Source organism: Bradyrhizobium sp. CCBAU 25360 (assembly GCF_028128695.1).
Classification (GTDB): Bacteria; Pseudomonadota; Alphaproteobacteria; order Rhizobiales; family Xanthobacteraceae; genus Bradyrhizobium; species Bradyrhizobium ottawaense.
On record NZ_LBJA01000037.1, the window covers coordinates 142252 to 162881 of the forward strand.

At 65.2% G+C, this 20630-nt stretch carries 22 protein-coding genes and 1 tRNA gene; 17 read left to right on the plus strand and 6 right to left on the minus strand.

Annotated features, from left to right (window positions below):
* Positions 1-43: 43 nt before the first annotated feature.
* Positions 44-2101 (minus strand): ATP-dependent helicase, encoded by a 2058-nt coding sequence (locus XH81_RS14910; RefSeq protein WP_028141074.1) that lies wholly within the window; start codon positions 2099-2101, stop codon positions 44-46.
* Between the two features lie 126 nt (positions 2102-2227).
* Here XH81_RS14910 and XH81_RS14915 point away from each other — a divergent pair, with 126 nt between their 5' ends.
* A complete protein-coding gene (locus XH81_RS14915; RefSeq protein WP_028141073.1) occupies positions 2228-2818 on the plus strand; it encodes a TMEM175 family protein in 591 nt (196 codons plus the stop codon).
* A 9-nt stretch (positions 2819-2827) separates the two neighbouring features.
* Here the strand turns inward: XH81_RS14915 and XH81_RS14920 are convergent, their stop codons facing one another.
* Positions 2828-3208 (minus strand): YciI family protein, encoded by a 381-nt coding sequence (locus XH81_RS14920; protein ID WP_028141072.1) that lies wholly within the window; start codon positions 3206-3208, stop codon positions 2828-2830.
* A gap of 211 nt (positions 3209-3419) precedes the next feature.
* On the opposite strand from XH81_RS14920, the gene XH81_RS14925 reads away from it, so the two are divergent.
* Together XH81_RS14925 and XH81_RS14930 are read left to right on the plus strand one after the other, a co-directional pair.
* Positions 3420-3602, plus strand: coding sequence for a hypothetical protein (locus XH81_RS14925; protein WP_038950498.1), 183 nt, complete (start codon positions 3420-3422; stop codon positions 3600-3602).
* A 22-nt stretch (positions 3603-3624) separates the two neighbouring features.
* Positions 3625-3828 (plus strand): hypothetical protein, encoded by a 204-nt coding sequence (locus tag XH81_RS14930; RefSeq protein WP_028141071.1) that lies wholly within the window; start codon positions 3625-3627, stop codon positions 3826-3828.
* 12 nt (positions 3829-3840) lie between these two features.
* Here XH81_RS14930 and XH81_RS14935 read toward each other — a convergent pair whose 3' ends face one another.
* Positions 3841-4554: a substrate-binding periplasmic protein gene (locus XH81_RS14935; protein WP_028141070.1), complete on the minus strand. Its 714-nt coding sequence runs from the start codon at positions 4552-4554 to the stop codon at positions 3841-3843.
* 346 nt (positions 4555-4900) lie between these two features.
* Here XH81_RS14935 and XH81_RS14940 point away from each other — a divergent pair, with 346 nt between their 5' ends.
* Both XH81_RS14940 and XH81_RS14945 read left to right on the plus strand, forming a co-directional pair.
* Entirely contained in the window at positions 4901-7306 is a 2406-nt protein-coding gene (locus tag XH81_RS14940) for an ATP-binding protein (RefSeq protein ID WP_028141069.1), read from the plus strand.
* A gap of 328 nt (positions 7307-7634) precedes the next feature.
* A tRNA-Gly gene (locus XH81_RS14945) sits at positions 7635-7708 on the plus strand.
* Positions 7709-7917: 209 nt separating this feature from the next.
* Here XH81_RS14945 and XH81_RS14950 read toward each other — a convergent pair.
* Entirely contained in the window at positions 7918-8856 is a 939-nt protein-coding gene (locus XH81_RS14950; protein ID WP_028141068.1) for a LysR family transcriptional regulator, read from the minus strand.
* Positions 8857-9069: 213 nt separating this feature from the next.
* Here XH81_RS14950 and XH81_RS14955 point away from each other — a divergent pair, with 213 nt between their 5' ends.
* The 11 genes from XH81_RS14955 to XH81_RS15005 all read left to right on the plus strand — a co-directional run bounded on the left by XH81_RS14955 (position 9070) and on the right by XH81_RS15005 (position 17779).
* Positions 9070-10152 carry an ABC transporter ATP-binding protein gene (locus XH81_RS14955; RefSeq protein ID WP_028141067.1) on the plus strand — a complete coding sequence of 361 codons (1083 nt, stop codon included), beginning with the start codon at positions 9070-9072 and terminating at the stop codon, positions 10150-10152.
* Between the two features lie 35 nt (positions 10153-10187).
* The gene (locus XH81_RS14960) at positions 10188-10904 is read left to right on the plus strand and encodes an HAD family hydrolase (RefSeq protein WP_028141066.1); all 717 of its coding nucleotides are present in this window, start codon (positions 10188-10190) and stop codon (positions 10902-10904) included.
* 16 nt (positions 10905-10920) lie between these two features.
* Positions 10921-12228, plus strand: coding sequence for an NAD(P)/FAD-dependent oxidoreductase (locus XH81_RS14965; protein WP_028141065.1), 1308 nt, complete (start codon positions 10921-10923; stop codon positions 12226-12228).
* A 22-nt stretch (positions 12229-12250) separates the two neighbouring features.
* Positions 12251-13297, plus strand: coding sequence for an ABC transporter substrate-binding protein (locus tag XH81_RS14970; RefSeq protein WP_028141064.1), 1047 nt, complete (start codon positions 12251-12253; stop codon positions 13295-13297).
* A gap of 18 nt (positions 13298-13315) precedes the next feature.
* Positions 13316-14179 (plus strand): ABC transporter permease, encoded by an 864-nt coding sequence (locus XH81_RS14975; protein ID WP_038950492.1) that lies wholly within the window; start codon positions 13316-13318, stop codon positions 14177-14179.
* Positions 14176-14964 carry an ABC transporter permease gene (locus XH81_RS14980; protein WP_028141062.1) on the plus strand — a complete coding sequence of 263 codons (789 nt, stop codon included), beginning with the start codon at positions 14176-14178 and terminating at the stop codon, positions 14962-14964. The genes XH81_RS14975 and XH81_RS14980 overlap by 4 nt, the downstream gene beginning before the upstream one ends.
* A 100-nt stretch (positions 14965-15064) precedes the next feature.
* Positions 15065-15388, plus strand: a complete 324-nt coding sequence (locus XH81_RS14985) for a hypothetical protein (protein WP_028141061.1) — start codon at positions 15065-15067, stop codon at positions 15386-15388.
* A gap of 136 nt (positions 15389-15524) precedes the next feature.
* Positions 15525-15965 (plus strand): DUF2231 domain-containing protein, encoded by a 441-nt coding sequence (locus XH81_RS14990; RefSeq protein WP_038950489.1) that lies wholly within the window; start codon positions 15525-15527, stop codon positions 15963-15965.
* The gene (locus XH81_RS14995; RefSeq protein WP_028141059.1) at positions 15962-17299 is read left to right on the plus strand and encodes a PQQ-dependent sugar dehydrogenase; all 1338 of its coding nucleotides are present in this window, start codon (positions 15962-15964) and stop codon (positions 17297-17299) included. The genes XH81_RS14990 and XH81_RS14995 overlap by 4 nt, the downstream gene beginning before the upstream one ends.
* A gap of 67 nt (positions 17300-17366) precedes the next feature.
* Positions 17367-17570, plus strand: coding sequence for a hypothetical protein (locus XH81_RS15000; protein ID WP_028141058.1), 204 nt, complete (start codon positions 17367-17369; stop codon positions 17568-17570).
* Between the two features lie 38 nt (positions 17571-17608).
* Positions 17609-17779: a hypothetical protein gene (locus XH81_RS15005; RefSeq protein WP_162832278.1), complete on the plus strand. Its 171-nt coding sequence runs from the start codon at positions 17609-17611 to the stop codon at positions 17777-17779.
* Positions 17780-17802: 23 nt separating this feature from the next.
* Here XH81_RS15005 and XH81_RS15010 read toward each other — a convergent pair whose 3' ends face one another.
* Together XH81_RS15010 and XH81_RS15015 are read right to left on the minus strand one after the other, a co-directional pair.
* On the minus strand, positions 17803-18738 hold the full coding sequence (locus XH81_RS15010; protein ID WP_028141057.1) for a sugar kinase: 936 nt from the start codon (positions 18736-18738) through the stop codon (positions 17803-17805).
* Positions 18722-19768 carry an SPFH domain-containing protein gene (locus XH81_RS15015; protein ID WP_028141056.1) on the minus strand — a complete coding sequence of 349 codons (1047 nt, stop codon included), beginning with the start codon at positions 19766-19768 and terminating at the stop codon, positions 18722-18724. The genes XH81_RS15010 and XH81_RS15015 overlap by 17 nt, the downstream gene beginning before the upstream one ends.
* 101 nt (positions 19769-19869) lie before the next feature.
* On the opposite strand from XH81_RS15015, the gene XH81_RS15020 reads away from it, so the two are divergent.
* Entirely contained in the window at positions 19870-20598 is a 729-nt protein-coding gene (locus XH81_RS15020; protein WP_028141055.1) for an NUDIX hydrolase, read from the plus strand.
* Positions 20599-20630: the final 32 nt, after the last annotated feature.

A 20630-nucleotide genomic window follows, 5' to 3' on the forward strand; every position in this document is an offset into this window, starting at 1 on the left:
TGTTCCGGTTATCCTGACAGGTCCCGACACGAGCCTCTTGTGTCTACCGCCACATCCCGCGCATACGCGCGCCGATGTCGACCTTCGGCCCCTGCGCCGCGGTGCGGGCCGCGCCGCTTGCTGCCTTTGGCCAGGCGGTGCGCTCGAACAGGTAGACCAGCTGCTCCGGAATGAAGCGGGTGCGCGAGGCGTAGACGTGGCGGTCGCCCTTGGCTTGCTGGCCGTGGGTGAAGAAGCGCTGGGGCACCACGAGGTGCAGATCGTCCTTGGCGCGGGTCATCGCGACATAGAGCAGGCGTCGCTCCTCCTCGAGCTCGGCGCTGGTGCCGGCGCCGAGGTCGGACGGCATGCAGCCGTCGACGACGTTGAGCACGAACACCGACTTCCATTCCTGGCCCTTGGCGGAGTGGATGGTGGACAGGATCAGATAGTCCTCGTCGCGCAAGGGCGGGCCGGATTTGTCGCTGGTCGCGTCCGGCGGGTCGAGCGTGAGCTCGGTCAAAAATTTCTCGCGAGAGGCATAGCCGCTGGCGATCTGCTCGAGCTGCATCAGATCGGCGCGGCGCGTCTCGGAATCTTCGTGGAGGCGATCGAGATGCGGCTCGTACCAGAGCCGCACGCGTTCGAGATCGACCGGCCATTCCGAATAGCGCAAATTCCCGACGGTGCGGACGAAGTCGGTCCAGTCGGCGCCGGTGCGCGCGGGCACCGGGAGCTGGCCGAGTGCGGCGAGCGGATCGGTGCTTTCCGCCATCTGGTCGAGCACGCGCTGCGCGGTCGCGGGGCCGACGCCCGGCAACAGATGCAAAATGCGGAAACCGGCGACGCGGTCGCGCGGGTTCTCGGCAAAGCGCAGCAGCGCCAGCACGTCCTTGACGTGCGCGGCGTCGAGGAATTTCAGCCCGCCGAACTTGACGAACGGAATGTTGCGGCGGGTCAGCTCGATCTCGAGCGGGCCTGAATGCGAGGACGTTCGGAACAGCACCGCCTGGTGCTTGAGCAGCGCGCCTTGCTCGCGGTTCGCCAGCACCGCTTCGACGATGTAGCGCGCCTGGTCGGCCTCATCGTGCACGGTGACGAGCTGCGGCTTATGCGAGGCGGTGCGGTCGGTCCACAGATTTTTGGTGAAGCGCTCGCGCGCGAGCCCGATGACGCCGTTGGCCGCCGCCAGCACGGTCTGCGTCGAGCGATAGTTGCGATCGAGCGTGATCATCTCGGCGCGGGGCGAGAAGCTCTGCGGGAAATCCAGGATGTTGCGCACGGTGGCGGCGCGGAACGAATAGATCGACTGAGCGTCGTCGCCGACCACGGTGAGCCCGCGTCCGTCGGGCTTGAGCGCCAGGAGGATTGAGGATTGCAGGCGGTTGGTGTCCTGGTATTCGTCGACCAGCACGTGATCGAAGCGGCCGCCGATCTCCTCGGCGATCAGCGCATCGCTCATCATCTGCGACCAGTACAGCAACAAATCGTCGTAATCGAGCACGTGCTGGGCCTGCTTGGCCTCGACATAGGCCGCGAACAGGCCCTTCAACTCGGCGGCCCAGCCGGCGCACCAGGGATAGTGCACCCCCAGCACCTTCTCGATCTCCATCTCGGCGTTGACGCAGCGCGAGTAGATCGACAGGCACGTGCCCTTGGCGGGGAAGCGGCTCTCGGTCTTCGACAGGCCGCGCTCGTGCCGGACCAGGTTCATCAGGTCGGCGGAATCCTCGCGGTCGTGGATGGTGAAGGCGGGATCGACGCCGATCCGTTCGGCATATTCGCGGAGCAGACGCGCGCCGATGCCATGGAAGGTGCCGGCCCAGCTGAGCGCATCGCGCATGATGGCGGCGTTGTTCTCGCCCAGCACCTTGCGGGCGATGCGCTCGACCCGGCCGGCCATCTCGGCCGCCGCGCGGCGGGAGAAGGTCATCAACAGGATGCGGCGTGGATCGGCGCCGGCGACGATCAGATGCGCGACGCGATGGGCCAGCGTGTTGGTCTTGCCGGAGCCGGCGCCGGCAATCACCAGCAGGGGAGCGCCCACGGTCGCGCCATCGGCCACGCCATGCTCGACGGCGCGGCGCTGCTCCGCATTGAGCGTGTCCAGATATGTCGCCACGAATCGCCCCGGTGAAAGGGCGAGAGTCGGCGATCCCGTCGCGAATCGCAATGCGGCTGGACGGGACCGGGTTTAGGATTTAGGGGAAAGACGCCCACAGGTTCCAGTCCGAAAAGCGCACCCGGCATGACCGAGCTCAAATCCGACCAGTTCGAGATGCGGCGGCTGGAATCGCTCAGCAACACCATTTTCGGTGTCGCCATGACGCTGTTGGCCTACGACCTGCCCAAAGCTGCGGTCTTCACCAGCGTGCCCGACTGGAGCGATCTCGCCCACGTCTATTCCGGCAAGCTCGCCGGCCTTGCCCTCAGCTTCATCATCGCCGGCGTGTTCTGGATCAGCCATCACCGGCGGCTGGCGCGCCAACCGGTCGGCAGCCGCGGCGCCGTGATCCTCAACCTGTTCTTCCTGCTCTCGATCGTTCTGCTGCCTGTCACCAACGGCCTCTACACCAATTACAGCATGAGCAGTGCGGTTGCGGTGCTCTACGGGCTGCACCTGACCGCGATCGCCGGCCTCAATGCCTGGCTGTGGTGGACGATCCTCGGCGGCTGGCGCCAGGAGATCATGGCCTCGCTGTTTCCGCTCCTGGTGTTCATCCCGGGCACGATCGTGGCGGCGTTCGCTCCGCATATCGCGCCTTTCGTCTGGTTCATCGCCTTCGGCGGGCTCGCGATCCAGCGCTTCTACGGTGCGCGGACCGGGCCGGGCGCGTGAGGCCGTGCCTCACCCGGACGTCGCCCCGAACCCATCGGCCGGCACGTAAAGCTTGACCGGGCGGATTTCGTAAACCGCAGTCGGGTTGACCGCACGCAGTTTCCGCGCCGCCGCGATCGCCTCCTCCTCGCTGGCGCATTCCATCAGGTGGAAGCCCAGAAGCTGCTCCTTGGTCTCCGCAAACGGGCCGTCCAGCACCATGCCCGCGCCGGGGCCGCGCAAGGTGCGGGCCTTTCGGGTCTCATCCAGACGGGCGGCCGGCCCGAACTGCCCGCTGGCCCGCAAGGGGGCCTGAACCTCGATGACCTTGGCCACGACTGCGGCGTCCTGCTCAGGCGTCCAGGACAGGATCTCGTCTTCCACGTGGTAGGCCAGGATGGCGTACAGCATCGTCACCTCGTTGTTTTTCTGCACCGATCCCAGAGGACGTAGCACCGCAGGCGATGCCGACAATCCCCAAAATAAATTCAAGCATAAGATATTGCGTGGCCGGGCCGCGACGAAACCGTCCTGAAACCCGATTGCGGCGTTGCCGTGTGAACGCCGCCGGAAGTGGTCGCGACTGATGACCACAACAACAAGATTTCTGCTGGAGGCGGCAATGTCGGGTCACATCAAGATCATCTGCGACGCACGTCGCGCCGGACAATCTCAGACGGCCGATCTGCACGACCAAAGCGGCCATCACCGCTATTACGGCAGTTCGGCCGAGAATGGCGGCGAGCGCATCGTCGAAAGCCGGCGCGGCAAGCGGCCGCGCGCGCTCGGTGTTTGCGGCTTCTGAAGCCTCGCGCCCGATGTCCCATATGGACGTCCTGCAAATATCGATCGCGGCGATGCCGTTCCTGCTCGCACTGACGAGCCGGACGGGCAAGGTCATCGTGCCGTGCCTGCTGACGAGCATCTTCACGGTGCTGCTCGGCGGGGAGCCCCACCGCGCCGTCGTGGCCTGGTGCGTCGGCATGCTGATCGCCGCCGTCGCCTTGCGCGAGAGGCTTCGCACGGGCTGAGCCGGCGGCCCGTTACGGGGCGTTCAAGACCTGCTTGACCAGGGCCTCGCGCAGCGCCGCCAATTCGCCGCTCGCCTCCATCTGGGCGATCGCCTTGCCTACCTTCGGCACGAGATCGCGATGGCGTTCGTGCAGGTAATGGTAGATGTGGATGCGCTCGAGCGGCGGCGAGAGCGGGTGGATCCTGGCCTGCAGATTGAGTTTGCGCACCGCGGCGAGCCCGCTGAAGAGGTCGGTGACCATCACGTCGAAACGATCGGCATCGAGCATCCTGACCATGTTGTCGAGGCCAGTGGTCGCCGTGACGCGGGCCATGCCGCGCGTGCCGGCCTCCGAGGAGCCGACGCCGCGGACGATGCCGATGCTGTAGTCCCTGATCGAGTCCCAGCCGGCGACGTCGAACCGGAATTTCGTCGCAAACACCGCCGGCTCGATATAGTTGATCGCCGGCGTGACCTGGACCAGCGTCGGGTAGTCGCGCGAGAGCGATCCGATGCGCTGGATCTCGCCGTCGACCGCGCCGGCGCTCGACAGCGCGAGCGCGCGCTTGCCGGGGACGTCCTCGAACTCCAGCCTGATGTTCAGCCTGGCGTAAACGGCCCGCAACATCTCGCCGCCGACATATTGATCGGGGATGTCTGCGATGCGCGCCAGCCGGATGACCTCCTGCGCCGGCGATGGACCGCTTGCAAGCAGTGACAGGCAGGCGACGATAATCCGCCACATGACGCGCCTCCTCGTTGCCCGAAGCTACCGCTGGATTCCGATGTCCGCCGATCTACCGGAGACGGCGCCTGCGCGAGGCCATAGAGGTCACTGCCCCGCCCGAGGTGCAGGCGACGTCCGGACTTTCACCGATGTCATTCTACCACGCGAAGTGGTAGTTTGCGCGACAATCCTGCTAGCGGACGCAAGATATGACCCCGCCGACCTCAAGCCGCCCAGGGGTTGACAGGAAATCGGCCGACGGGATCGCCGCGCGCATCGCGGGAAGGGGAAGTCTCGACGATCGAAATGCTCGAGGCTGCGACCGCTCGGCCGCAGCGTGCCGCCGTTTCCGGGGATGTGGTGCATGGCCAAGGCTGGTGACGAGGACTCCAATCGCGGCCGCGCCGTTGCACCGGCGGCTGCGAAGCAGGATTTGATCGGCACCGCGCTCGCGCCTTCGATGTTCGCCGCGCTGCTGTCCCGGCTCTTCAACTGGTCGCGCAGCGGCGTCGGGCCGCGCCTGCTCGCCGCCGTGCTGCTGTTCTCTTCGGTCGTGACGCTGACGTTGACTGCGCTCCAGCTCTATCTCGATTATGATCGCGAGGTCGGCCTCATCGAGACCAGGCTCGACGAGATCGGCCGCAGCACCACCGGCAGTCTCGGCGAGAGCCTGTGGAATCTCGACCAGAACCAGCTCAAGCTCCAGCTCGACGGTATCCTGCGGCTGCCCGACATCCGCGCCGCCGAGGTGCGCGAGGTTGACGACCGTCCCAATCCGATCCGTCTCGCCATCGGCGAGCCGAGCACCCGCTCGGTCGTGACGCGCGACTATCCGCTGAACACCAATGTGCAGGGGACCGCACGCGAGATCGGCGTGCTCCATGTCGAGGCGACGCTGACCGACGTCTACCAGCATCTGCTGAACCGCGCGCTGGTGATCCTGGCAAGCCAGGCGGCCAAGACGTTCCTCGTCTCGCTGTTCATCATCTACATGTTCCATCTGCTGGTGACGCGGCATCTGGTCGCCATCGCAGACTTCGTCAGCAAATACAGCCTTGCGCGGCCGCCGCCGCCTTTGCGCCTGGAGCGCCGGCCGCCCTACGATGCCGACGAGCTGGACAAGGTCATCGACGCCTTCAACGCGATGTGCGCGAACCTCCAGCGGGCCTATGGCGAGCTGCGCGAGGCCAATGCAAATCTCGAGCGCGACCTCAAGGTCCGCCGGCGCGCCGAAGAGGACGCGCGTGCGAGTGAAGAGCGTTTCCGCGACTATGCCGAGACCGCGTCCGACTGGTTCTGGGAGACCGGACCGGACCATCGGTTCACCTACATTTCCGACCGGGCCGGTGCCTTCAGCATGGACAACAAGGCGCTGATCGGCAAGCGCCGCACCGATGCCGCGTCCGGCTGCGACGCCGAGCCCGAGAAATGGCGCGCGCACATGGCGATGCTGGACCGCCATGAGCCGTTCCGGAAGTTCGAATATCGCGGCCGCGACACCACGGGGCGGATGCATCATTTCAGCGTCAACGGCCAGCCGGTCTTCGCTGCCGACGGAAGCTTCATGGGTTATCGCGGCTCCGCGACCGATCTCACCGAGCAGCACGAGACCGAGGAGCGGCTGCGCCAATCCCAGAAGATGGATGCGATCGGCCAGCTCACCGGCGGCGTCGCGCACGACTTCAACAATGTGCTCACGGTCATCACCGGCACCATCGAGATCATCCAGGAGGGGCTTGCGGACAAGCCCGAATTCGCCGCGATCGCGCAGCTGATCGACGATGCGGCCGCGCGCGGCGCGGAGATCACCTCGCAGCTCCTGACCTTCGCGCGCCGCCAGCCGCTGGAGCCGCGCGAGATCGACGTCAACGCCCTCGTGATCGAGACCGCTAAACTGCTGAGGCCGATCCTCGGCGCCCATATCGAGATCGTGACCCGGCTCGCCGACGATGCGTGGTCCGCGATGGCCGATCCATCGCAGCTCTCCTCCGCGATCGTCAACCTCGCCGTCAACGCGCGCGACGCGATGCCGGGCGGGGGCAAGCTCACGATCGAGACCGCGAACCGCGAGCTCGACGACACCGACGCTGCGGGCGACGGCGATGCCATGCGCGGCGCCTTCGTGATGGTCGCGGTCGCCGACACCGGCCACGGCATCCCCGCCGACATCCGCGAGCACGTGTTCGAGCCGTTCTTCACCACCAAGGGCGTCGGCCGCGGCACCGGCCTCGGGCTCAGCATGGTCTACGGCTTTGCCAAGCAGACCGGCGGCACCGTCGCGGTCGAGAGCGAGGAGGGGCGCGGCACGGTGATGCGGCTGTTCCTGCCGCGGTCGAAGGGCGAGGCGCCGGCCAGGACCGCGCCGGTCCAGGCGCTCGACACGGCACGCGGGCACGAAACGATCCTCGTGGTCGAGGACGATCCGCTGGTGCAGGGCTATGTCATCGCCCGGCTCGGCAGCCTCGGCTATCGCACGCTGGTGGCAGGCGACGGCGCCTCCGCACTGGCGCTGGTCGACCAGGGCGCCAAATTCGATCTGCTGTTCACGGACATCATCATGCCCGGCGGCATGAACGGGCGGGAATTGGCCGACGCGATCCGGCTCCGGCGGCCGGGAGCAAGGGTGCTCTATACCTCCGGCTACACCGACGATGCCATCGTCCACGGAGGACATCTCGATCCCGGTGTGGCGCTGCTCAGGAAGCCCTATCGGAAGTCGGAGCTGTCGCAGAAGATACGCGAGGTGCTTGCGGGCGAGCCGCCGGACTGAGCGGCGCCGGCGGACGAAAAAGGCGCGGCGGGGAAGCCCCGTCGCGCCCGATTTCTTGCTCGCTGGTCCAGGGCTGAGAGCGCCCCGATGCCAAGCCTTGTTCAAAGCTTAGCGGGCGATCCCAGCGAGGTGACAGCGCTTGGTAAGAGACACTGGATCACCTCCTTTCGTTGGTTTCGGAAGATTTCAATATAGGCGGCATTGCCGCCGCTGTTAAGAGGCGGCGGGTCGGAAGGAACCGGGCGCGATTCGCAAGGCTCAGGACGGCCGGAAAGCGACCTCCTGAACAGTTGAGACCGCCGCCCGGCCGTGTTAGGGAGCCCGTAACGCGGGTGTAGCTCAATGGTAGAGCAGCAGCCTTCCAAGCTGAATACGAGGGTTCGATTCCCTTCACCCGCTCCAACGCCCAAGCCCTCCGCTTGAAATGAGGGCTCATTGTGGATCGCAGAAAAGTTGAAGCCTGCTTGCTGACGTCGATCGCCAGATGGCCGGAGCTTTGCGATAGGAGCTGACGGTTGCCTGCTTGTTCGTACCTTTGGACAGCGACCTGAGCCAGCCGGCTCATTCGCTCGGGCGAGCCGACGGTCAGGAAGGCAAATCCACCTGAAAGCTCAGTAGCACGCAGGCATCAAGCCAAGTCGTGGATATTGCCGATCGATTGCAGCCAGCTCGATCCGCATTTGCGCGATGATCCAATCCCGGATCTCGGCGGCAATGGGCCGCATGGGCCGGTTGCGTGGCGGCAGGAACTCGCAGAGACGGCGCGTGGTGGTGAGTGTATCGGAGGCCGGCACCAGCGCGCCTGTCAGGAGCCAATGCGAGGCGACCGTCAGCCAGCCGAGCGCGATGCCTTGGCCGAGCAGGGCGGCCTGCATCACGACGGCATAATCGGTGAAGCTGAGCCCCTTGGCCGCACCGCGACGACCGGTGAGCAGTGATGCGTAATCCGCGGCCCAGTCGCCCGGCGTCTCGGCGAGGCGGATGATGGTGTTGCCCTCGGTGGGATCGGTCGCGCCGAGATAGGTCGGGCTGCACATCGGCAGCATCACTTCCTTCATCACCAGCGTGCCGCCGGACGACGGCTCGTCGCGATCGCGGAAGCGCATGCCGAGATCGACGTTCTCCACCGGCCCGCGTAATGCGCCGGAGATCAGCTGGAAGCGCAGATCGACCTGGGGAAACTGCTTCTGGAGTTTGTCGATGCGCGGCATCAGCCAGTGCGTGGTAAAGGCAGAGGAGACCGACAGCGTCACGGTCTCGGTGCCCTTGCGGCGCCGCTCGATCTCGACGAGGCCGTTCTCGATGCTGCGAAAGCCTTCGAGCACGCGGCGATAGAGCTGCTCGCCTTCCTCGGTGAGCACCGCGCGGCCCGCCTTGCGGTCGAACAGGCGAACGCCGAGATGCTCCTCGAATTGTCCGAGCATCCGGCTTACCGCCGGCTGCGTGACGTTGAGTTCGGCGGCAGCCGCCGTGAAGCTGCCATTGCGCGCTGCTGCGTCAAAGACGAACAGGGCGTTACTTGAGGGCAGCATCCTGCGCAGCTCGGGCATAACGTCATGTTATGGGCGCAGTGAGAATTTGGCAATTGCCGAGTTTTGCCAAGTCTGGTGTCATTCGTGTCACAGCCTAAAGACAGGGCGTTCGGGAGACAGTTTTGGTGCGGCGCACGCTGTACCCGCGATTGCTCCGGGATGCTGTCTATAAAGCAGGCTTATGGCGCGCAGTGAGGCACGTCATGACAGGGAACGAGGCGAGGGCGATCGTTGGACAGACGAGCGGAAAGCGTCGAGATCCGGTCCGCGAGCAAGGCGTACGGCGCCGTTCGCGCTCTCGACGACGTCTCCCTCAATGTCGGCGCCGGCGAGTTCGTCTCGCTGCTCGGTCCCTCCGGTTCCGGCAAAACCACGCTGCTTGGCATCTTGGGCGGCTTCATCCTGCCTACGACTGGCACGATCCTGTTCGGCGGTCGCGACGTCACTTACATGCCGCCGCACAAGCGCGACATCGGCGTCGTCTTCCAGAACTATGCGCTGTTCCCGCATATGAGCGTCGGCGAGAATGTCGCCTTTCCCTTGCGTGCACGTCGCTTGCCGAAGGCAAGCTGGCCCGACAAGGTGCGCGCGGCGCTCGCGATGGTCGGCCTCGCCGGCTACGAGGAGCGCGGCATCGCGCAGCTCTCCGGCGGCCAACGCCAGCGCGTCGCGCTCGCCCGCGCCATGATCTTCGAGCCGCGGCTGATCCTGATGGACGAGCCGCTCTCCGCGCTCGACAAGCAGCTGCGCGAATCCATGCAGATCGAACTGCGCGCGCTGCACCGGCGAATCGGCGCCACCATCATCTACGTCACCCACGACCAGCGCGAGGCGCTGACCATGAGCGACCGTGTCGCGGTGATGAAGGACGGCAGGCTGATCCAGATCGACGAGCCCGCGCGGCTGCATGACCATCCCGCCGATTCCTTCGTCGCGAGCTTCATCGGTGAAGCCACGATGCTGTCGGTGCGCCGTGTCGATGCCACCAGCGTCGCGCTCGGCAACGCGCTGCTGCGTAGCGCCCGCGCCATCCCCGACGGCGATGCGCTGATGCTGGCCGTGCACAGCGAAAAGCTGCTGATCGACGATGGCGCACAGGATGCCGCCTGCAACCGGCTCACCGGCACGGTCACCGATATCGTCTATCAGGGCGAGAGCCTGCGCATCTTCCTGGCGCTCGCTGACGGCATCGCGCTCAGCTTGCGCCAGCCGAGCTATCATCAGGCCTACAGCCGCATCCCGCCGCTCGGCGGCAGCCTCACCGTCACCCTTCATCCCCAGGACACCATCGTCGTGCCGAAGATGAAGGACTGAACTCAAGCCTTGTCCAACCGAAAGAAGAAACCGATATGTCGACCCAAGCCGCGTTCAGCAATTTCAAGGTCCTCACCTTCGACGTCGTCGGCACCTTGATCGATTTCGAGGCCGGCGTGCTCGCAGCGGTGCGCAAGATCTCGGGCAAGACGCCGGCCGAGCTCAGCGACGAGCAGATATTCGAGCCCTACAAGCGCGGCCGCGACAAGCACTACGAGCGCTCCAGCGAGGCGATGTTCCACGTCTACCGCCATCTGGCCAAGGAGGTCGGACTGCCGTCCGACGACGCGTCGTGCGACACCTTCCAGCTCTCGGTGCTACGCTGGGGGCCGTTCGCGGATTCGGCCGAGGCGCTTAAGCGCCTGCGCACGAAATTCCGCCTGGTCGCAATGACCAATGCCGACCGTGTCGCGCTGTCCGCCTACGCGCACGCGCTCGGCGATCCCTTCGACGACACCGTCTGTGCCGACGACACCGGCGTGGCAAAGCCCAATCCGGAATTCTTCGCCTACAACAGGGGGCGTCAGTCGGCGTTCGGCTACAAGCAGTCCGACATTCTGCATGTCGCCCAGAGCCAGTACCACGACATCGGGATCGCGCGGAAACTCGGCTACAAGGTGTGCTGGATCGAGCGCCGCCAGGGCGTCGCTGGTTTCGGCGGCACGCCGGCGGTGGAGACGCTGACCAAGCCGGACTTCCATTTCCCGACCTTGAAGGCACTGGCCGACGCCGCCATCGGGCCGGCGGCGTAAATCCGTGAGCGCCGGCATGACACGCGACTGGAGCGCATTGCCATCGGTCAACTCGCTGTGGGAAGCCACCGCGGAGCCGGCACGCGACTTTCCCGTGCTGTCGGACGAACACAAGGCGGATGTGGTGATCATCGGCGCGGGCTACACCGGCCTGTCCGCCGCGCACCACATCGCCAAGGACAGCGCATCGCCAATCGTGCTCGAAGCCAACCGCCCCGGTTGGGGCGCCAGCGGACGCAACGGAGGCGTGATCACCGCAAAGTTTCGTCTGTCGTTCCGCGAGATCGATGCCGCGCATGGCCGCGCCATGGCGAAGCGCATGTACGAGATCGCGCATGAATCGACCGACATGGTCGAGGAGCTGGTGTCCGAATTCGGCATTACCAGTGCGAACCTGACGCGCACCGGACAGGTCAAGGCCGCGCATAACCAGACGACGCTGAAGGCCGCGATCGACGAGGCCAACTGGATGACGCGTGAGATGGGTTCTGCCGAGGTCCGCATCCTCAACAAGCGCGAAGTGCGCGAAGAGACCGGCTCCGACATCTTTGTCGGCGGCGTGCTCAATCCCGGCTCTGGCGGCATCCATCCGCTGAATTATCTGCGGGGCCTCGCCGACGGCGTGGCGCGCCGTGGTGTTCCGATCTTCCAGGAATCCCCGGTCGTCAAGCTGCGGCGCGAGAAGAACGGTATTGTCGCCGAGACGCCGCAAGGCGCCGTGCGTGCCAAACAGGCGATCATCGCCACCAACAGCTATTCCGATCTGACTGGCGCCACCGCACATATGCAGCGCACGTTGATCCCGTTCCGCAGCGCCATGGTTGCGACCGAACAGCTGCCGCGCAATCTCGCTGGAAAGCTGATGCCGACGGGGCGGACCTACACCGAGACCAAGCGCATGATGCGCTGGTTCCGCATGGTCGATAACCGCGTGATCTTCGGCGGCCGCGGCGCCTTCGGCAAGCAGGACTCGCAAGCCGCCTTCGACGCGCTGCGCAAGGCGATGGTCGGAATCTTTCCGGATTTGGCCGAGGTCCCGCTCGCATACAAATGGTCTGGCCTCGTCGCGATGACGCTGGACTCGGTGCCCCATATCGGCCGGATCGACGACCGCACGCTGGTCTCGCTGGGCTACAATGGCGCGGGCGTTGCGATGTCGAGCCTGATGGGCCGCTATCTCGCAGCCCTCGTGCGCGGCGAGAGCCCCGATGTCGGGCTGCTCGATGTCAGGGGCATGAGGCCCATTCCGTTCTATCCGCTGCGCGAGCCCGCGGTGCGCATGGTCGCCGGCTGGTATCAGTTTCTCGATGCGATCGGTCAGTGAGATTCTTTTGGAGGAGGCGAGGATGACGATGAAGCAGAAGTTTGGACTGGGCTGCGCGCTGCTCGGCGCAATCGGATTTGCCGGTGCGGCCGATGCCGCCGACCAAATCACCTTCGTCTCGCAAGGCGGCGCCTACCAGCAGGCGCAGACGGTGGCGATCCTGGATCCCACCGCCAAGAAGCTCGGCATCACCATCAACCAGGACTCGATTCCCGACGCCTGGCCCGCGATCAAAACCCAGGTCGGCAGCGGCAGGCCGATCTGGGATGTCGTCGACACGCCCACCGGCAACTGCCTGCGTGGCGGCGAGCAGGGGCTGATCGAGAAGCTCGACTTCTCGAAGATTCCCAACGGCGCGGCGATGCCGGAAGCCTATCGCAGTCCCTATTCGATCTCCTACGAGTTCTATTCCAGCGTGCTGTCCTACAGCCAGAAGACGTTCCCGAAGGACGCGCCGAACAGCTGGGCAGATTTCTGGGACGTGAAGAAATTCCCCGGCCGCCGCGCCCTGCGCAACCACCCGTTCGCCACGCTTGAGGCCGCATTGATGGCTGACGGTGTCGCGCCGGACAAGCTCTATCCGCTCGACGTCGATCGCGCCTTCAAGAAGCTCGAGGAGATCAAGCCGCACATCACGGTGTGGTGGACTTCGGGTGCGCAGTCGGCGCAACTGCTCAACGACGGCGAGGTCGACATGGAGATGGCCTGGAACGGCCGAGTCAGCGCGGTCGCCAAGGAAGGCGCCAAGGTTGCCTTCACCTACAATCAGGGCGTCCTTCAGAGCACCTCGCTCTGCATTCTCAAGGGCGCGCCGAATCTCGACACCGCGTTGAAATTCCTCAACGAGGCCGTCGATCCCGTGCACCAGGCCAATCTGCCGCTCCACATCGACTACGGCCCCGGCAATCCGAAGGCGTTTGAAACCAACGTGATCAAGTCCGAACGTGCCGCGCAATTGCCGAGCGAGCCGGCGAACGCGGCCAAGCAGGCGCTGATGTCCTACGCCTGGTGGTCATCGCCGGCCGGCGAAGCCGCCGAGAAGCGCTGGGCATCGTTCATGCAGAAGTGAGACGAGGCAGCGTTGACGATGACAGTGTCCGATCCTTCGCAAAAGCATCAGCGCCGTGAGCACGGGCTGATGCTGGCGCTGGTGTCGCCGGCGCTGCTCGTGATTTTGCTCTTGATCGTGCTGCCGGTCGGCTGGCTGGCCTGGCAGTCGATCTACCATGACGGCTTCACGCTGGAGAACTACCGGCGAGTCTTCACCGAAGACATCTACTGGCGAAGTTTCGCGCTGACCTTCGAGATCAGCCTCGCGGTCACATTGATCGCTCTGCTGCTCGGCTATCCCTTGGCCTATCTCGCCAATTCGGTGCCGAAGGCCTGGAGCATCCTGATCCTGTCGCTGGTCGTGCTGCCGTTCTGGACCAGCGTGCTGGTCCGCGCCTATGCCTGGCTGGCGCTGCTCCAGCGTAGCGGTGTGATCAACCAATTCCTGCGCTATTTCGATGTGATCTCCGAGCCACTCGCGCTGGTCCACAACAGTTTTGGTACGGTGGTGGCGACCGTGCACATCCTGCTGCCGTTCATGGTGCTGCCGCTCTATGCCACGATGCAGAAGATCCCCGGCGATCTCATGCAAGCCGGCGCCAGTCTCGGCGCGAGCCCGTCGCTGACATTCTTTCGCGTGTTCCTGCCGCTGTCGCTGCCTGGCGTGCTCGCCGGCTGCACCATGGTGTTCGTGCTCTGCCTCGGCTTCTATATCACGCCGGAGCTGCTAGGCGGCGGCCGCACCGTGATGGTATCGATGCTCGTGAGTCGCAACGTCGAGCTCTACAACCAGTTCGGTGCGGCCAGCGCCGTCGCCGTCGTGCTGCTCATGAGTGTGCTCGCGATCTTCTTCGTCGTCAGCCGCTTCATCTCGCTCGACCGCGTGCTGGGGCAGAAATGATGCGCATCTCGCCCGCACGGATTGCCCTCTACGCGATCAGCGCGCTGGTGCTGGTCTATCTGATCCTGCCCGTTCTCATCATCGCGCCGATCTCGTTCTCCAGCGCGCGCTTCCTGACCTTCCCGCCGCCGTCGTTCTCGACGCGCTGGTATCAGCAATATTTCACAAACCCGGCCTGGATGCAGGCAACGCGCGTGACGCTGACGGTTGCGCTCTTCACCGTCGTGATCGCAACGCCGTGTGGGGTGGCTGCCGCCTATGCCATCAGCCAGTCCAAGCTGCGCATCATGCGCGTCGTTCATATGGCGCTGCTGCTGCCGCTGGTGGTGCCGATTATCATCACCGCAGTCGGCATCTTCTTCGTCTACGCCAAGGTCGGCCTGGTCGCGACCATGCCCGGCCTCGTGCTCGCCAATGTCATGCTGGGCTTGCCTTATGTCGTCATATCGGTGCTGGCGGGCCTGCAGAGCTTCGATCCGGCGCAGGAGATGGTTGCGCGAAGCCTCGGCATGAACCGGCTGCGCAGCTTCTTCGCGGTGACCCTGCCGCAGATCAAGTCGAGCGTGGTCGCCGGCGGCATTTTTGCCTTCATCTCGGCAATGGACGAGACCATCGTCGCGCTGTTCATTTCCGGCGGCCAGTACCAGCCGCTGACCAAGCGCATGTTCACCGCGCTTCGAGACGAGATCGACCCGACGATTGGAGCGATATCGACGCTGATGACTGCGGCCTCGTTCCTCCTGGTATTGCTCGCAACCACGCGACAGAAGAGGAAGGTGGGATAAATCCTGCGCTGACGGCCCGGCCGCACCGGGCCTGATCCAGGTCAATGTCGCGCGCTCCGGATGGTCTATTCGTTGGTCGCAACTTCGGGACAACCATGACATGACCGACAAGCCGATCGATTGGACGCCGGATCTCACGCTGCCGACCTCCAAATCCACCGTCCAGCACTTCATCGCAAATGCCGGCGGCGACCGCCTGGAGATTGACACCACGCCCTGGGGCGAGGCCGATCTCACGGTCAACGGTCAGTCGCTTGCTCACATCGAAGCGGCACCGAGCGCCGGGGAGGCGTTTCGGGCGCTCGAGACGATCGCGGAAGATTTCGAAGCCGGCAAGGACGCGCGTCTTGATCAGGCGATCGAGGATGACGAGGTCCGCGAAAGGCTGGGTCTGACGCGTATCCAGGGCGGCCGCGGTCGGTGATATCGCCGCCGCGATGAGCGCGATCTGCGCGGGTCAAAGCGGAGCAAGGCGGATCCCCTAGGAACCATCACATCCCGCACGAGTTGGCCGGTCGGGCTGGAGGAAAGTCACACGAGGCCAAACCGTGCAAGACGACATGCGCGTGCGCACCACCGCGCAGATCGCGGGTCATCCCATTCATCCGATGCTGGTGCCGATCCCGATCGCGTGCTTCGTCGGGGCGCTGTTGACCGACATCGCCTATGTCGCCAGCGCCGAGATCATGTGGGCGAATTTTTCCGCCTGGCTTCTGCTCGTTGGCGTCGTCTTCGGCGTGCTGGCGGCGATCGCGGGCCTCACTGATTTCCTCGGCAACCGCCTGGTGCGTGTGCAGACGCCGGCCTGGCCGCATCTGATCGGCAATGCCGTGGCGCTGATCCTGGCCATCGTCAACGCGCTGATCCACACCCGCGATGCCTGGACCTCGGTGTGGCCGACGGGGCTCGTTCTGTCCGTGATCACCGTGCTGATCCTGCCCGTCACCGGCTGGCTCGGCTGGGCCATGGTCTATCGCCACGGCGTGGGAGTTGCGCGATGATATCGAAGCTCGCCCGCGCTCTGGCGTGCGCGTCGCTGCCGTTGCTGGCTGCTTGCGATGACGGCAGCGGCGACCCCAAGGCGCAGATCGGCGCCAACCCTGAGCTTCCCGACATCCAGCAATATCTGCTGCCGCCCGTCCACATCGCGCGCATCGTCGGCTGGAAGAAGGACGAGACGCCGACTGTGGCGCAAGGCCTGCAGGTCAAGGCTTTCGCGACCGGTCTGCAGCATCCGCGTTTCCTCTACGTGCTGCCCAATGGTGACGTGCTGGTGGCGGAATCCAAGGCGCCAAAGGGGGGCGCGATCAAGCGGCCCAAGGAGATCGTCATGGGCTATATCGAGTCCTGGGCGACCTCGGGCGGCAACGACACCGGGCCGGGTAATCGCATCACGCTGCTGCGTGACAGCAATGGCGACGGCGTGCCGGATACGCAAAGCGTCTTCCTCGACCATCTCAACTCGCCCTTCGGCATCGCGCTGGTGGGCAACGATCTCTACGTCGCCAATGCCGATGCGATCGTCAGATATCCCTACACCGAAGGCGACACCAGGATCACCGCGCCGGGCACGGTGCTGACGCCGCTGCCGGGCGGGCCGATCAATCATCACTGGACCAAGAGTGTCGTCGCCAGCCCCGACGGCTCGAAACTCTATGCCGGCGTCGGCTCCAACAGCAACATCACCGAGAACGGCATGGAGGCCGAGCACAATCGCGCGGCGATCCTCGAGGTCGACCGTGCCAGCGGGCGCTGGCGCGTGTTCGCAAGCGGCCTGCGCAATCCGAACGGGCTCAGCTTCGAGCCGCAGACCGGCGCGCTGTGGACGGTGGTGAACGAGCGCGACGAGCTCGGTCCCGATCTCGTCCCTGACTACATGACCTCGGTGAAGGACGGCGGCTTCTACGGCTGGCCGTACAGCTATTACGGCCAGCATGTCGATCCCCGCGTCAAGCCGCAGCGGCCGGATCTCGTCGCCAAGGCGATCGTGCCGGATTATGCCCTGAGCTCGCATGTCGCCCCGCTCGGGCTCGCCTTCAACACCGGCTCCAGCCTGCCGGCCGCCTATCGCGGTGGCGCCTTCGTCGGCGAGCATGGCAGCTGGAACAGGCAGGTGCTCAACGGCTACAAGGTCGTGTTCGTGCCGTTCACCGACGGTAAGCCGAGCGGACCGGCGCAGGACGTCGTGACGGGCTTCCTCAACAGCGACAACCAGGCGCGCGGCCGGCCGGTGGGTGTCGCCATCGACAAGACCGGGGCGTTGCTGGTCGCCGACGACAGCGGCAACACGGTGTGGCGCGTCACCGCCGCGCATCCGCAGCTGACGCAACGTTAAGCCCGCCGGCGCGTTATCGGACAGACGGTGAAAGCCAAATTCTGAAACTCAAGCCAGGAGTTGGACAATGGGCCTTGCTCAATATGCCATCGTGCCGGTGCGGAACGAATGGGGCGTGCTGCACGACGGTGACGTCAAGAACACCTACGCCACCAAGGAGGCTGCATTCGAATCGGCGGTCGCCGCCGCATCCCTCGCGCTTCGTGAGGGACATGAAGTCCAGGTCAGCGTGCCCGGCCGCGAAGCCGGAGACAACGCGCTCGGCGTCTAGAGCCGAACCACGAAGCAGCATTTGAGAAGGAGGCCGCGATGACCAAGCCGCGTGAGCCGAACGGCGTCGAGCCATCCCGTTCCGAGGACGACATCCAGCGCGAACAGCTTGGTCCCCGCGGCGTGCCCGGTGCGCCTGATCCGGCCAAGATGACGCCGCAGCGCGAGAAGAAGACGCCGAAGCATATCGATCCCGGCCACACGGCGTGAGGCGGCTCGGCGGCCTAACATGATCAGACGATCAGCCGCCCGCGCCGTGCGGCAATCCCGATCGTGACCTCGGCACCGGCGTTGAAGTCGAGGCGGTCGGCTTCAATGCCGTCGCTGAAGATGACGCCGTTCTCCGCCATCAGCGAGCGGATGCGCAATTGGTCCGCCGACGCGAGCCGGCCGCAGACGAGATGGGTCTGCGAATGGCGGCTGGGGAAGGGCTCGCGCACCGCAAAACGCAGCTCGGCTGCGTCCCAGGGCAGGGCGTCGTAACTGCTCAGCGGCGGAGGCTGCCCAAAGCTGCCGGCAATGGCCAGCGAGCCGGTCACGATGCTCTTGAACCAGGCGGTCGATCCGAGCCCGGTCGAGACGATCAGTCCGCTCGAAGATTGCCGTTCCGTCGCCCCGCCGGCCGCAATCTCGTAGATCGCGGAGACATGCGTGCGGGCGCCGATGAAGAGGTCGTTGACGGCGTGGAGCACCTGGCCGTCGTTGAGCCGTGCTTCCGCCATCGTCACGGCCTGGCTGCTGCGCTTCTCAGTGGCGACCTCCGGCAGGAGCTTGGCGAGGTCGTGCGGCGCAAAGGGCAGCAGGATGCCGTCGTGGCGCGCGGGATCCGGATTGAGCCCGATCAGCGGATGGTCGTTCAGATATTTCATCGTGTTGGCGACGACGCCGTCCTGGCCGAGCGCGACCACGATGTCATCAGGCCCGAAGAGGAAGTTCGGCAGGAAGCCGCGGTCGATGACCTGATAGCGCCCCCATTGCTCCAGCACTTGCAGCGTCGTGTGACGCTGCGCACGATAGACCTCGTGCTCGCGCTCATAGTCGGAGAAGTCGGCGCCGAGATGTTCGACGTAGAAGCGGGCCTGCGCCGCCGTCAGGTGGCGCGCGATCAGGTCCTCTAACCTGGTCTTGCGCGTCACCAGCACCACCTTGCGGTCATTGGCGGCGGGCATTGGCGGCCTCCGTCGGCTTCGGCTTCTCCATCAACTGGCTGAGCAGGTCCGGCGAGACGTTGAGCTGGCCGATCTTCTCGGCCTTCTCGGCAATGCCGGAGAAGGCTTGCGCGATCAGCTGACCCGGCTGCATGCCGGCGGCGGCAAGCGCCTGGATCACGCGGGTGTCGACGCCCTCGAAGATCTTCATCAGCGCGCCGACGCGGTAGGCCTCGGCGTCGGCCAGGGTCCTGGTATTCTCGGCATTGAGGCCGACGAAATCCTTGCGCTTGCCTTCCAGCACGATGTCCGCGGCCATGCCGGCCTCGCGCAGCTCATTGCGCTTTGCGGCAACGCTCGCCTCGGCATCCATCTGGGTCTCGCGAATTGACCGCTTCTTCTGCTCGACCGCGATCTCGGTGTCGAGTTCGCTCTCGCGAATGGCACGCTCCTGCTCGACGGCGAAGTTGCGCCGGGCGAAGATGGCTTCGTCCGCGTTCTTCAGGATCGCTTCGCGCGCTTGCGCCTCCAGCGCCTTTGCGGTGTCCGGCGTCGGCTTGATGCCGCGGATCGACACGCCGAGGATTTCGAGGCCGAGAGCGGCGATGTCCGCGCGCACCCTCAAGCCGCCCGCGATGATGTCGGCGATGCGGTCGGAAGCCTGCAACGCGTCCCTCAGCGTCAGTTCCTTCACCGCTTGCTGGGCGAGGACCTCGACCGTGCCGAGGATGCGTTCCGGCAGCTTTTCCGGATCGTCGCTCGCATAGGTCTTGCCGTCAGCCTTCAGGGTGAAGTCGAGCATTGATGCCGCCTTCTTCGGGTCGCTGACGCGATAAGTCACCTGACCCTGCACGGTCAGCGTCTGAAAGTCGCGCGCGGTCTGCTCGAAGATGAACGAGGCGTCGCGGCTGCCGATCGGCACCGCGACCAGCATGGTCACCGGCGCGTAATACAGCGCGGAAAGACCAGCACCCTCGGCGACGATGGCGCCGGCGCGATACTTCATCAGATAGGTGGTGGGCTGGGCCTTGATGAACCTGACGCCGAACATGTCCGTCTCCGATGGTCGTTATAAGTGTGCCTGAGCAACTAAGTAAGTTGGACTGTACAACTAACTATGCTACTGTCAAGTCCGAACAGGGGAGGCTGCCGATGGCGGGCGAAGGTCGGGTTGAAGGGTCTGGTAAATCGGGGCAATTGGACTTTCCACGACCCCTGACCACGGTCGATGTCGTGATCTTTACGATCCTCGACGACAGCCTTCAGGTGCTGCTGATGCAGCGCCCGGCCGGCGAGGGCGAGCCGTTTCCGCTCAGCTTGGCGCTGCCGGGCGGCTTCGTGGACGTCACGAAGGACCGCGACCTCGCGGCTTGCGCCGCCCGCAAGCTGAGGGAGAAGACCGGGGTCACCAGCCCTTATCTGGAGCAACTCGGAAGCTGGGGAAGCGCGACGCGCGATCCGCGCGGCTGGTCGGCGACGCACGCCTATTTCGCGCTGATCCCGGCGGACGCAAGCGTGCTGGCGAACGATGCGCGGTGGTTTCCGATTCGAGGCGGAAGGCTCAAGGACAAGCTCGCCTTCGATCACGGCGACATCCTGGCGACCGCGATCCAGCGCCTGCGCAACAAGGTGGAGTACACCTCGCTGCCGGCCTATCTGATGCCGGCGGAATTCACGCTGCCGGATCTGCAGCGGGTCTATGAGATCGTGCTCGACCGCCCGCTCGAGAAAAGCGCCTTCCGGACCCGGATCCTGGCGGCCGACATGATCGAGCCGGTCGCGAAGATGCGGCGCGGTCCCAACCGTCCGGCGCAACTCTACCGCCTGAAGAAGGGCGGCGAGCCCGTGTATTTCGTGCGGACGTTCAATCCGCCGGAATGAGCGTGGTCCTGCGCCGCTCTGCGGCTGGCGCC

Coding starts and splice junctions, on each gene's coding strand:
- XH81_RS14915 (WP_028141073.1), top strand. CDS start 2,228: ATGACCGAGCTCAAATCCGACCAGTTCGAGATGCGGCGGCTGGAATCG.
- XH81_RS14920 (WP_028141072.1), bottom strand. CDS start 3,208: ATGCTGTACGCCATCCTGGCCTACCACGTGGAAGACGAGATCCTGTCC.
- XH81_RS14925 (WP_038950498.1), top strand. CDS start 3,420: ATGTCGGGTCACATCAAGATCATCTGCGACGCACGTCGCGCCGGACAA.
- XH81_RS14930 (WP_028141071.1), top strand. CDS start 3,625: ATGGACGTCCTGCAAATATCGATCGCGGCGATGCCGTTCCTGCTCGCA.
- XH81_RS14935 (WP_028141070.1), bottom strand. CDS start 4,554: ATGTGGCGGATTATCGTCGCCTGCCTGTCACTGCTTGCAAGCGGTCCA.
- XH81_RS14940 (WP_028141069.1), top strand. CDS start 4,901: ATGGCCAAGGCTGGTGACGAGGACTCCAATCGCGGCCGCGCCGTTGCA.
- XH81_RS14950 (WP_028141068.1), bottom strand. CDS start 8,856: ATGCCCGAGCTGCGCAGGATGCTGCCCTCAAGTAACGCCCTGTTCGTC.
- XH81_RS14960 (WP_028141066.1), top strand. CDS start 10,188: ATGTCGACCCAAGCCGCGTTCAGCAATTTCAAGGTCCTCACCTTCGAC.
- XH81_RS14965 (WP_028141065.1), top strand. CDS start 10,921: ATGACACGCGACTGGAGCGCATTGCCATCGGTCAACTCGCTGTGGGAA.
- XH81_RS14970 (WP_028141064.1), top strand. CDS start 12,251: ATGACGATGAAGCAGAAGTTTGGACTGGGCTGCGCGCTGCTCGGCGCA.
- XH81_RS14975 (WP_038950492.1), top strand. CDS start 13,316: ATGACAGTGTCCGATCCTTCGCAAAAGCATCAGCGCCGTGAGCACGGG.
- XH81_RS14980 (WP_028141062.1), top strand. CDS start 14,176: ATGATGCGCATCTCGCCCGCACGGATTGCCCTCTACGCGATCAGCGCG.
- XH81_RS14985 (WP_028141061.1), top strand. CDS start 15,065: ATGACCGACAAGCCGATCGATTGGACGCCGGATCTCACGCTGCCGACC.
- XH81_RS14990 (WP_038950489.1), top strand. CDS start 15,525: ATGCGCGTGCGCACCACCGCGCAGATCGCGGGTCATCCCATTCATCCG.
- XH81_RS14995 (WP_028141059.1), top strand. CDS start 15,962: ATGATATCGAAGCTCGCCCGCGCTCTGGCGTGCGCGTCGCTGCCGTTG.
- XH81_RS15000 (WP_028141058.1), top strand. CDS start 17,367: ATGGGCCTTGCTCAATATGCCATCGTGCCGGTGCGGAACGAATGGGGC.
- XH81_RS15005 (WP_162832278.1), top strand. CDS start 17,609: ATGACCAAGCCGCGTGAGCCGAACGGCGTCGAGCCATCCCGTTCCGAG.
- XH81_RS15010 (WP_028141057.1), bottom strand. CDS start 18,738: ATGCCCGCCGCCAATGACCGCAAGGTGGTGCTGGTGACGCGCAAGACC.
- XH81_RS15015 (WP_028141056.1), bottom strand. CDS start 19,768: ATGTTCGGCGTCAGGTTCATCAAGGCCCAGCCCACCACCTATCTGATG.
- XH81_RS15020 (WP_028141055.1), top strand. CDS start 19,870: ATGGCGGGCGAAGGTCGGGTTGAAGGGTCTGGTAAATCGGGGCAATTG.